Genomic DNA, 12,447 nt, shown 5'->3' on the forward strand with positions numbered 1-12,447 from the left:
TATAACTAAAATAAAATAAATAGTTAAACTTGGCATGTATATAAAATGGTGTATTCAGATAAGTTGTGTTGTTGTAGTAGTGAACTTTATAGATATTTACAAAAGTTCTGTAGAGATAAATCTAATATAACAACTGAATCATATAAAAACCAACTACTTTTTTGTAAAATTATAGAAACTGTCATTCAAGTAACTTACTATTCTTAAATTTTGTTATCAGTAGTAATAGCCACTAATTGTGATATAATATTAAATATAGAATATTTTTATTCAACATTACGAGACTTACTGGACATTAAACATGATCATACAAATTATGTTTGCTAATGAAGTAAAGTGAAAGAACCTTACATCAAAACTAAACATTAAAATGAATATCAAATAAACGTTTAGTAGATTAGTTCATAAAACAATAGCATTTAATATTATTTTATTTATATAATTTTTAGTTGATTATTCATCAGCTAAAAATTCACTAACACTGTTGACGCGATAGTAATTAGTGGTTGTGGCCATATTCCTATCAGAATAACAATAATAGCACACACCACAGAAACGATCGTACTGCATTTTGCTTGTTCTTTTCGAAAAAAATTATCTGTATGTTTTGTGTCATGGCTGTAAAGACTCGTTATAAAATGTAGGTAATAAAATAGAGCAATCGCGCTACCTACAATTATCGCTCCTGTTAACCACCATAATTCTGCATTTATAGCAGAAAAGATTACATAGAATTTGCCAATAAAACCTAATGTAATCGGTATACCTGCTAAAGACAACATCATTACAGTTAGCACAATTGCTAATACTGGTTTATGCCAAAATAGGCCGCGAAATATGTTAAAATTACCCTGGTCATTACTACAACATGGACTAGAGATAATACTAATAATACCAAATGTCCCTAAGCTGGCTAATAAATAACTTGCTAAATAAATAGCAACAGTCATTTGTGATCTAATTGGGTCAATCCGTAGCGCAACTAGTGTAATCAGTAAATATCCCATATGCGAAATTGAGGAATAACTCAAAAGACGTTTGACATTTTTTTGAGTAATGGCCATTAAATTACCAAAAAAAATTGATGCAACAGCCATTACAGTAATGAGACTCAGGACTGCATTATTGCGTCCTATTGATGTTTCAATAAATATACGCATTAATACTGCGAATATGCTAATTTTACTGGCTGATGCTAAGAAAGCACAGACTGGTGCCGGCGCATTTTGATAAACATCCGGAGTCCATAGCTGGAATGGGAACAGTGATAACTTAAAGCCAAAGCATACAATTAACATACCTAAACCAATTAAAATTAATGGCGCATGCATATGGTTATCAGAGAAACTGCTTCCAACTGCAGAAAAACTCATATTACCTGATTCCGCGTACAGCAAAGCAATACCAAATAGTAAAAAAGAAGACGATACTGCAGATAATAACATGTACTGAATACCGGCTCCAATGGAATGTTGATGTTCAACAGTATAACTGACTAAACCAAATAATGGTAAGGATACCAACTCAATACCAATAAACATAGACGCCATGTGATCAGCCATTGATAGCAAAATACCGCCAGTAACTGAGATCGTTAGAAGTAGATAAAACTCTTCTTTATTGTCTTGAAATTCTTCTAACCAATGAAAAGCAAAGATACTAGTCGCTATGCCTGAAATCAGAACTAGTGTGCTATAAAATACCGCATAATTATCAACACGAATTAACGCGGTAACTGATTTTGGAAAATCATTTGAAATAAAAAATAAAGATAGTAATGAAAGACAGAAGCCAAAGATAGTTAATATAACACTTGTTAAGTGATCACGTCGCCACGCAATAGATAACATCACAATTATTGTAGTTAATCCGACGATTAACAGAGGGAGTGTTGAGATAAATTCTTGAGGTGTTATTACCATAGCATATTACCCTCTTAAATGTTTTCAGTTAAGTGTTGCATAAGTTATGTAATGTATACATTGCGTTTGTTGAAGTATTGAGAATTAGTTGAGGATAAAAACCAATGATCACCAATAAAATAGCTAGAGATAGTAGTAACATAAATTCTCGTATCGTTAACCCTTTCATGTCACTGTTAGATTTTGGTGTGCCATAATAAATCTGTTGCATCATCCACAATGAGTAGATTGATGCGAATACTGCAGAGAAGACTGCGATAGAGGTTGAAAGCATAAACTGCTTAAAAGAACCAAACAGAATCATGAATTCACCAATGAAATTACCTGTACCTGGCATACTTAAAGTAGCCGAAGCAAATAACAAAGATAGACCTGGTAACCATCTAATACGTTTCCATAAACCACCCATCATTCGCATATCACGCGTACCTGTGCGTTCGTATAGTTGTCCACTGATAATGCTTAATGCCGCACCTGATAAGCCATTGGTGATGATTTGAATTACTACGCCTTGATATGCGAGAACGGAGTTTGCATAAATTCCTAGAGTTACCAATCCCATATGTGATAAACTACTATATGCTATCAGACGTTTTATATTTGTTTGTTGAAAAGCTAACAACGCACCGTAAAAAATACTTATTACACCAAGAGTTATTGCGATTGGAGTAAATCGGATAGATGCTTCAGGAAATAGTGGCAATGTAAAACGTAGCAAGCCATAAGCCGAGGTTTTCAGCATAATACCTGAGATATCAACAGCTCCAGAGGTTGGTGCATACTCTTGTGTATCCGCTATCCATCCATGAAAAGGAACTAAAGGCATTTTAACCGCAAAAGCGATAAAAAATCCTAGCATCAACATAAAGCTGCAGGTATTAGACATCGTTGTATGTAGACAACTATTATAACTAAATGTCCAGACATTAGTTTCAGAAAAATGCATTAATGTTAATCCAATAATTGAGACCAACATAATTAAACCACTGACTTGTGTATAGATAAAGAATTTAATTGCTGCGTTGATATGTTGTTTATTCTCTGTCTTTTTATATCCCCAGTTTGCAATTAAAAAGTACATTGGAATTAACATCATTTCCCAGAAGAAGAAAAAGAAAAACAAGTCAACAGTAGTGAAGATTCCCATTACACCCGAGATAATCCACAGTAAGTTAAAGTGATAAGCGCCTTGATTAGCTTCGTTTCCACTCCAAGAGCTAAGCACAGAAAAACTGCCCATAATCGAAGTTAACACAATCATTAATAAAGATAAACCATCAATAGCTAGATGGAAATTAATACCCATTGATGGGATCCATGGGATAAAGAAAACCATTTTCCATTGTGGAGCACTTTGTGGTTGTACTAAAGAGTCATATCCCTGTAACCATAAGTTAATTGATAATATAAATATTAATCCCATTGCAGCTAAAGAAATCCAACGAGGTAAGCAATGACTCAACCGATCAGCCTGCCAACTTAGTATTCCACCGATAAAGGGAATGAGTATTAACCAGGGTAATAACATGGCACTATGTGTCTCTTAATTAAACTAAAAGTAGCAGAGCAAGAATAAGCACTGCACCCAGCCCTAATGAGGCTGTATACCAACGGACCTGTCCGTTTTCACTCACTGCTAATCCTTTATTTGCCCAACGACAAAAAAAAACTGGAAGGTTCATTAAAGAGTTAACAGGATCACTTTCTAGCAACCATGCAACAGATTTGAATGGTTTAATAAAGACTATATTATACAAGCACTCAAAGCCCCACGCATGATAGCATAATGTTAAAAAAAAACGACTTATTGTATTTTTAGAAAGTGTGTTAACTATCGAATATCTGAATAGATAAATAAATGCTACAATTAGCAGGCCTATAATCGCAAGACTACCTGAAAGAATTTCTAATTTAACTTTATTAGATACATAATCTATTGAATTTAAAGGAAATATACCATCTAATGGTTGATTAATTTTAGCACCAATGAATGTTGCTAAGATAGCTAAGATGCCTAGTGGTATAGAGTGAGTAAAGCCTTTAACCTTCTGAGCTTTGATTTTTTTCTTACCATGGAAAACAATAAAAATCATACGAAAAGTATACATTGCAGTCAGTAGTGTTCCGATGAGCCCTAACCATAACAAAATAGATTGTCCATTAATGTTTACACCCCATAAGATAGCATCTTTACTATAAAAACCTGCAGTGAACCATGGTAAAGCAGATAATGCACTTCCACCAATTAACATTAGAATATAAATGTAAGGGATTTGTTTAGATAAGCCGCCCATCTTAAAAATATTTTGTTCATGATTACACGCAATAATTACAGAACCTGCTGACAAGAAAAGTAAAGCTTTAAAAAAAGCGTGTGTCATTAAGTGAAAAATTGCTGCATCCCAAGCTTGAACACCTAGTGCTAAGAACATATAACTTATTTGACTTATAGTTGAGTAAGCGAGTATACGTTTAATATCAGTTTGAACCAGTGCTGCACAACCTGCAAGTAGAAGGGTGATTCCACCTATAATTCCTACTAAATTCAAAATATCTGGTGCCATTAAGAACAATACATGAGTACGTGCAATAAGGTAAACTCCAGAAGTTACCATGGTTGCTGAGTGAATTAGCGCAGATACTGGCGCAGGACCTACCATTGCATCTGCTAACCATGTATGAAGTGGAATTTGCGCTGATTTTCCAACTGCACCAATCAAGATCATTACGGTTGCCCATATGATAGTTGTACTATCTTGTGTGATTTTTTGTGGAGCCAAGACTGCTATATCATTAAAATTCAGTGTACCCAGTGCATTCCAGAGAATAAACATGCCAATAGCAAGAAATACATCTCCTAAACGTGTTATAAAAAAGGCTTTCATTGCTGACGTGCCGTTATCTGGTTTTGTATAGTAAAAATTAATTAGCAGATAACTGCATAACCCTACCCATTCCCAACCGAGATACATTAACATCATATTCTCTGCGAGAATTAAAATTATCATGCTCGCGATAAATAAGTTAGTATAAGTAAAAAAACGCGAATATCCTTCCTTACCACGCATATACCAAGAAGCATAAATCTGGATCAGAAAACCAACGTTTGTAACAATACTTATCATTGTCAATGAGAGACCATCAAGATGTAAAGTAAAGGGTATTATAAAATCACTTATTGAGATCCAAGTCCATAAAAGTTGTTTGTAAACAAAAGTGTTTTCTGTATTAGAAATCAATGCTTTGTGTTCTAAGAAATCAAAACCTACATAGTTTGTAACTATAGCAGTTATCCCTATAGATCCAACACCAATTATTGCAGTAATATTTTCTGACCAGTAACCACGAGACAGTGCGAGTATCACAAAACCTAATAGTGGAAAAAAAATAATTAAATAAAGTAAGTTCATACAAGCATCTCACTGACTTTATCAATATTCAGATTTTGACGATGACGATAGAGTTGCAGTAAAAATGCTAATCCGATACTAGCTTCTGCGGCAGCGAGTGCAATAGTAAAAATGTACATGATCTGACCATCTGATTGCCCCCAAAAACTACCTGCGACAACGAAAGCTAAAGCAGTTGAGTTAATCATAATTTCTAGTCCGATTAATATGAAAAAGAAGTTGCGGCGCATAACAAGACAGCTGAATCCCATTACAAAAAGAATTGCTGCTAAAATCAGCCCGTGTTCAAGAGGTATCATTATTCTTTCTCTGTTTTCATATTACTTACTATATTAGTATAGGTTTGTTGACGATCACGTCCAATGTGGAATGCAACAACTAGACCCGCTAGTAGTAATAAAGATGTTAATTCAACAGCAAATATATATAAGCTAAATAGAGTAATTGCCACGTTTTTCGAATGAATAACTATATCAGAAATACAATTCTGATATGATAAGGTTGTTATACCATACACAAAGAGAGCTAATAGTACTGCGGATAAAATTACAGGTCCAATCCAGTTTTTTAGTTTTAACCATTTCTCTTTCTTTTGTATAGGTTCCCCAAGATTGAGTATCATCACTATAAAAACAAAGAGTACCATGATGGCACCTGCATACACTATAATCTCTAATGAACCAGCAAAATATGCACCAAGAGAGAAAAACACCATAGACAGTGCTAGAAGAGAAATAATAAAATATAATAAAGTATGTACCGGGTTAGTATTAGTTATTACTTTTAAAGTTGCTAAAATAGCAAGCAAACCGGCGATATAGAACGTAAATTCCATTAATATCGCTCCTTATGGTAATAGATCTTTAACGTTAATAGGTTTAGCTTCATTATCCAATTCACTTTGATTTTTACTTGTAAAGATTATACCTGATTTACGATAAAAGCTATAATCAGGATATTTTCCTGGGCCTGAAATCAATAAGTCATCTTTTTCATAAACAAGATCTTGACGACGCCACTCAGCCATTTCAAAATCAGGTGTTAGTTGAATTGCCATTGTTGGACAAGCCTCTTCACACAGACCACAAAATATGCAACGTGAGAAGTTAACACGGAAAAATTTAGGATACCAGCGCCCATCTTTCGTCTCAGATTTTTCTAGTGAGATACAACCAACAGGGCAAGCAACTGCACATAGGTTACAAGCAACGCAACGTTCTTCACCATCAGGATCACGTGTTAAGACAATACGCCCACGATAGCGGGGTGATAAGTAAACTGGTTCTTCTGGGTACATTAACGTTTCACGTTTTTGAAATGCGTGTAAACCAATTAACCAAATACTGCGTACTTGAGTTCCGAAACCAACTAATAAATCTTTCAATGTCATGGTTTAATCACTCCTTTACTTAAACGTTGTATAAAATTATTACCGCAGTTCCAAGCAAGTTAAGCAAAGTTAACGGTAGGCAGATTTTCCAACCAAAGTGCATTACTTGATCATAACGTGGACGTGGTAAAGATGCACGAATTAGAATAAACATTATCATGAAGAAGGCAGTTTTAATAATAAACCAGAGAGAAGGTGGTAAGATTGGTCCATGCCAACCACCAAAGAAGAGTGTTACAATTAGTGCAGAAACTGTGATCATGCTGATATATTCACCAATGAAGAATAAGCCGAATTTCATACCTGAATATTCTATATGGTAACCATCTGCGATTTCTTGTTCTGCTTCCGGTTGGTCTAGTGGGTGACGGTGACATACAGCAACGCACGCAATTGCAAAAGTGATAAAACCAAAGAATTGTGGAATGATATTCCATACATCTTCTTGAGAATTCACAATATCAATTAAGTTAAAAGAACCTGCTTGAGCAACAACTCCCATTAGTGAGATACCTAAGAATACTTCATAACTTAAGGTTTGTGCAGCAGCACGTATTGCACCTAATAAAGAGTATTTATTATTACTTGACCAGCCCGCGAACAATATAGCGTACACAGACAAACTTGCCATCATTAAAAAAAACAAGACTCCAATATTCAAATCAGCAACGTACCATGTCGGACTAATAGGAATAATTGCAAATGCAAAAAACAATAAACAAAATGCAATCACTGGCGCGAGCGTAAAAATTTGTTTATCGGCAAATTTTGGGATCCAATCTTCTTTGAACAACATCTTCAACATATCAGCAATTAATTGCCCTGTGCCAAATAAACCAATTCGGTTGGGACCATAACGATTCTGAAATAGTCCAAGCATACGGCGTTCCCCTAAACTCATATATGCACCGCAGGTTAAGACAATTAATAAGATAACAATTGATTTAAATACAGAAATCAGTACTTCTATTACGCATGGAGGTATCCAATCCATCATGCACCTCTTCGCAGATTATTGACTGATACACCAGCCATTGCGGGAGTAATACCTGGCATACCTAATGGTAAACCAATTTGACCACAACACAGATGTGTGCTAAGACGAACTATTAGGTTAAACACTTGACCATCATAGTTAAATTTTGCGTTTGTTCCTGCTGTAATTCCTAGTACTTCTGCATCTTGCATATTAAGCATCATATAAGGCTCTGGCATGCGTGTTTGGATTACGTCCGAACGCTGAGACATTTCTTCGCTACCAAATAAGTGATAGTAAGGTGCAATAATCCACTCTGATTTTAACGCCTTATAAGCAGGTGGAATATTTGAGAAGTAAGGTAATTCTCTTTTTACTGAATTAAATAAACGAACACCTGGATCTCCATAACGTAGATGTCCTCCTATTTCGTTTTGAAATTTATTCCAAGCTTGCGGTGAGTTCCAACCTGGAGCCCATACAAATGGAATTTGCTGGCGCGGTGCGTCTGGGTTGTTATTTCCTTCCATTGAAAAAGTAAATGGTGTATCAATATCTTGTGGTTGGCGTTGTTCATGAATAGTTTGATTCGATAGCATTGCAGTACGTCCACTATAACGATGTGGTTCACGTGCTAACTTTTGTCCACGAATACGGAAAGAGGCATTTGGTGCTGCGTTAACTATACCTGCAAATTGTGGTAGTGCAGTTACGCAATCAGCAATAACATGATCAAGCTGTGACCAATTTACACTTTTTCCTTGCACTGTAATTTTTAGTGCATGTAACCAGCGCCAACTTTCATTCATAACAATAGATTTATCGTAGAAAGATGGGTCAAATACTTGAAAAAATCGTTGTGCTCGGCCTTCTTGGTTAATCAGCGTACCGTTTGCTTCAGCGAAGCTTGCTGTTGGCAACACTACTGTTGCTTTGTCCATAATAGTAGTGTACTGGTGATCAATAACAATGAGATGTTTTAGTTTTTCCAAATAACTATCAACCACATTTTTACTGCTATGGTGATTGCGATACAGATCATTTTCCATTACGATAGCAACGTCAGCTTCGTTAGAATTAATACAAGAAAAAGCATTGTTTAACGGTTGTGCTTTCATCATCGCTAAGCCAAAACTGTTAGCGTTTGAAGGCAAATAAGATAAACCAACATCAGTACCGTTTTCTTTGAGTGCAAATGCAATATTTGCAGCTGCTTGGATGACAGCAGTACTTGCAGAGTGACTGCCACTGATAATTAATGGTTTCTTCGCGATAGATAGAGATTTTGCGATAGTTTTTACTTTATTTTTCAAGTGATTAGAAAGATTATCAACTATTGGTGCATTAATATTAATCATGTTAGCAATAGCAAAACCTAATCGCGCTTGATCTGCGACCGGTGCACGATAGTTAAATTCTGCAATATCGTCTAAACAAGTTTCATCAACGCTAGTGATAAATAGTGGATATTTTGCGTTTTGACTAATATGCATGATAGCTTCACTTTGCCAATCAGCAATGTTTTGTTCTGCAGCTATTTTACGTGCTTTGCCTTTTATTGCTTGTCGTACGGAAAGAGCCATACGAGCACTTGTTTGAGTTAAATCTTCACCAAGAATTAGCACTGAATCATAACTCTCTACTTCACGTAGATTGGGCGTATAAATACCACCATTTTGTAGAATATTACTCATTAAATTTAAACAATGATTTTCATTAGTTGATATGCCGGAGTAGAAGTTTTTTTCACCAACTAGTGCACGAAGTGCGTAATTACTTTCGACACTTGCTCTCGGAGAACCAATGCCAATAACTTTTTTTGCTTGTTTAATTAACTGAGCTCCAGTTTCTATTGCTTCAATCGCAGAAATAGTATGTTTGACACCATTTTTTTTAAAAATAGGTTGGCGTGGTCTATCTTTACGATTAACATAACCGTAACCAAAGCGTCCACGATCACAGAGGAAATAGTGATTTACTGAACCATTATAACGATTTTCGATCCGGCGTAATATTCCATAGCGTTCACCTTGGATTGTATTACAGCCAATACTACATTGCTGACAGATACCTGGTGAAAATTGCATATCCCATTTACGATTATAGTGTTCAGAATGAGTTTTATCTGTAAAGACTCCTGTCGGACACACTTCCACTAAGTTACCTGAAAACTCATTCTCAAGTGCACCTTCTTCAGTACGACCGAAGTAGATATAGTTATGTGCACCATACACACCTAAATCATGACCATCTGCATAATCTTTGTAATAACGTATACATCGATAGCATGCAATGCAACGGTTCATTTCATGACCAATAAATCCCCCTAGATTCTGATTGATGTGAGTACGTTTTGTAAAACGGTATTTTCGGATATTATGACCAGTCATGACTGTCATATCTTGCAAATGACAGTTGCCACCTTCTTCACAGACTGGACAGTCGTGTGGATGATTTGTCATTAACCATTCAATAACACTTTCACGAAATTGTTTGGCTTCTTGATCATTAATAGAAATATAAGTACCTTCTTTCGCTGGAATCATACAAGACATGACAAGCTGACCACAGATATCATCTGCATTTTTATATTGTTTAACCGCGCATTGTCGACATGCTCCAACACTTCCTAGCGCAGGATGCCAGCAAAAATAAGGAATATCTAGACCTAGAGACAAACAAGCTTGTAATAAATTCATAGTCCCGTTTATATTATATTCTTTTCCGTCTACATATATAATAGCCATAATCAGAATGTTTCCTAAGAACCCGCTAAAGAGGAGTTGTGCATCAAAATATATTCTTTGTGAATATCTATTTTACGTTTACGTCTGTACAAGAATATTCGCAACTTTATTTCATTAGATTAGGTTGAATACCTGCAATCTGGACAATATTACGTAAATCTTTTGATGAAATACCTGATTCAAATTCTTTACGAAAATATCTCATTGCACTCTGTAATGGCTCAATTGCACCAGGCGCGTGAGCACAGAAAGCTTTCCCTGGGCCTAAGAAGTGACATATTTTTTCAAGTATTTCTATATCACCCGGTTGCCCTTCTCCTTTTTCCAAAGCTTGTAAAATTTTAACGCTCCATGGTAATCCATCACGACAAGGCGTACACCAGCCACAGGACTCACGTGAAAAAAAAGTTTCAAGATTTCGGACTAAAGAGACCATATTAATTTCATTATCAACAGCCATGGAAAGTGCAGTACCTAAGCGACTACCTGCTTTACTAATAGATTCAAAATCCATAGGAAAATCAAGGTGATCATTCATAAGAAATGCGGTACCTGCACCACCTGGTTGCCATGCTTTTAATACTAAACCATCCCGCATACCTCCAGCGTAATCTTCTAATACTTCACGTGCTGTTGTGCCAAATGGCAATTCCCATAAGCCGGGATGTTTAACACGACCTGAGAAGCCCATTAATTTAGTCCCAGCATCTTTGCTTTTCCCGGCGCTAAGATTAATATACCATCTCTCACCATGCTCAAGAATTGCGGGTACGTTACAGATGGTTTCAACATTATTAACACAGGTGGGCTTACCCCAAGCTCCAGATGTAGCAGGAAACGGTGGCTTAGCCCGTGGGTTAGCACGGCGACCTTCTAAAGAGTTAATTAATGCTGTTTCTTCACCACAGATATAACGTCCTGCACTAATATGAATCAATAATTCAAAATCAAAACCTGAACCTAAAATGTTTTTACCAAGCAGAGCTTCATCTTTGGCTTCCTTGATGGCTCGGCGTAAATTTTTTTCTGCTTCAACATAGTCATTACGTAAAAATATATACCCACGGCAGGCTTTTAGCGCATATGCTCCAATGATCATACCTTCAACTAATAAGTGGGGCAATTTCTCCATTAATAGACGGTCTTTATAAGTTCCAGGTTCCATTTCATCTGCGTTACATAAAAAATATCTCACTTTAATATTTTCGTTTTTTGGCATTAAGCTCCATTTAAGACCAGTAGAAAATCCTGCGCCACCACGACCTTTCAACCCGGAATCTTTAATAAGCTTAACGACTTCATCCGGTGTTGTATGTTGTAGTACATGTTTCACACTTTCATATCCATTAGTCAAACGATATTCAGTCAACCAAACTGGTTGTCTGTCATCACGTAGACGCCATGTTAAAGGATGTGTCTCAGCAGAGCGAATCACTTTTTTTACGGAAGAATATGTCATGGATACTGTTCCAATAAACGTTCAATATCTTCTGGTTGTACATAGCTGTGAGTATCTTCATTAATCATCATAGTGGGACCTTTATCACAGTTACCTAAACAAGAAGTTGGTAATAGTGTAAATTGACCATTGGATGTTGTTTGTCCTGGGAAAATTTTGAGGTGGTCAATCATTTTAGTTTCCAAACTTTGATAACCTGTGATATGACAAACAACGCTATCACAATAGCGAATAATATGTCGACCAACAGGTTGGCGAAATATTTGGCTATAGAATGTCGCTACACCTTCAACATCAGTTGCGGGTATCCCTAGAACCTCGGCAATAGCGTAGATAGCCCCATCTTCAACCCATCCACGATATTTTTGTACAATTTTTAATGCTTCAATTGACGCAGCAGCTGAATTTTCATTATGTTTTTTTTTGCTTTCAATTTCTGAACGTTCAATTTCAGTTAAGGTAAAACCATAATACGCCTTTGGTTTTTTCTCAAAAATTTTTATGCAGTTAAGATGAGTCTGGTTATTATATTTATTATACATG

10 protein-coding genes are annotated in these 12,447 nt (G+C 35.9%); all 10 read right to left on the bottom strand.

The window, feature by feature from the left end:
• Positions 1-464 precede the first annotated feature (464 nt).
• The gene (nuoN, locus tag GFV14_RS01860; RefSeq protein ID WP_457914641.1) at positions 465-1,922 is read right to left on the bottom strand and encodes an NADH-quinone oxidoreductase subunit NuoN; all 1,458 of its coding nucleotides are present in this window, start codon (positions 1,920-1,922) and stop codon (positions 465-467) included.
• A 28-nt stretch (positions 1,923-1,950) separates the two neighbouring features.
• Positions 1,951-3,450: an NADH-quinone oxidoreductase subunit M gene (nuoM, locus tag GFV14_RS01865; protein ID WP_457914642.1), complete on the bottom strand. Its 1,500-nt coding sequence runs from the start codon at positions 3,448-3,450 to the stop codon at positions 1,951-1,953.
• A 19-nt stretch (positions 3,451-3,469) separates the two neighbouring features.
• Positions 3,470-5,332: an NADH-quinone oxidoreductase subunit L gene (gene nuoL, locus GFV14_RS01870; protein WP_457914643.1), complete on the bottom strand. Its 1,863-nt coding sequence runs from the start codon at positions 5,330-5,332 to the stop codon at positions 3,470-3,472.
• Entirely contained in the window at positions 5,329-5,631 is a 303-nt protein-coding gene (nuoK, locus tag GFV14_RS01875; protein WP_457914644.1) for an NADH-quinone oxidoreductase subunit NuoK, read from the bottom strand. The genes nuoL and nuoK overlap by 4 nt, the downstream gene beginning before the upstream one ends.
• On the bottom strand, positions 5,631-6,167 hold the full coding sequence (gene nuoJ, locus GFV14_RS01880) for an NADH-quinone oxidoreductase subunit J (RefSeq protein WP_457914645.1): 537 nt from the start codon (positions 6,165-6,167) through the stop codon (positions 5,631-5,633). The genes nuoK and nuoJ overlap by 1 nt, the downstream gene beginning before the upstream one ends.
• Before the next feature lie 12 nt (positions 6,168-6,179).
• On the bottom strand, positions 6,180-6,722 hold the full coding sequence (nuoI, locus tag GFV14_RS01885) for an NADH-quinone oxidoreductase subunit NuoI (protein ID WP_457914646.1): 543 nt from the start codon (positions 6,720-6,722) through the stop codon (positions 6,180-6,182).
• Positions 6,723-6,741: 19 nt separating this feature from the next.
• Positions 6,742-7,716 carry an NADH-quinone oxidoreductase subunit NuoH gene (gene nuoH / locus GFV14_RS01890; protein ID WP_457914647.1) on the bottom strand — a complete coding sequence of 325 codons (975 nt, stop codon included), beginning with the start codon at positions 7,714-7,716 and terminating at the stop codon, positions 6,742-6,744.
• A complete protein-coding gene (nuoG, locus tag GFV14_RS01895; protein ID WP_457914648.1) occupies positions 7,716-10,445 on the bottom strand; it encodes an NADH-quinone oxidoreductase subunit NuoG in 2,730 nt (909 codons plus the stop codon). The genes nuoH and nuoG overlap by 1 nt, the downstream gene beginning before the upstream one ends.
• 106 nt (positions 10,446-10,551) lie before the next feature.
• Positions 10,552-11,904 (bottom strand): NADH-quinone oxidoreductase subunit NuoF, encoded by a 1,353-nt coding sequence (gene nuoF / locus GFV14_RS01900; RefSeq protein WP_457914649.1) that lies wholly within the window; start codon positions 11,902-11,904, stop codon positions 10,552-10,554.
• Entirely contained in the window at positions 11,901-12,446 is a 546-nt protein-coding gene (gene nuoE, locus GFV14_RS01905; protein ID WP_457914650.1) for an NADH-quinone oxidoreductase subunit NuoE, read from the bottom strand. The genes nuoF and nuoE overlap by 4 nt, the downstream gene beginning before the upstream one ends.
• Position 12,447 lies beyond the last annotated feature (1 nt).

Source organism: Candidatus Hartigia pinicola (assembly GCA_020541205.1).
GTDB lineage: Bacteria > Pseudomonadota > Gammaproteobacteria > Enterobacterales > Enterobacteriaceae > Hartigia > Hartigia pinicola.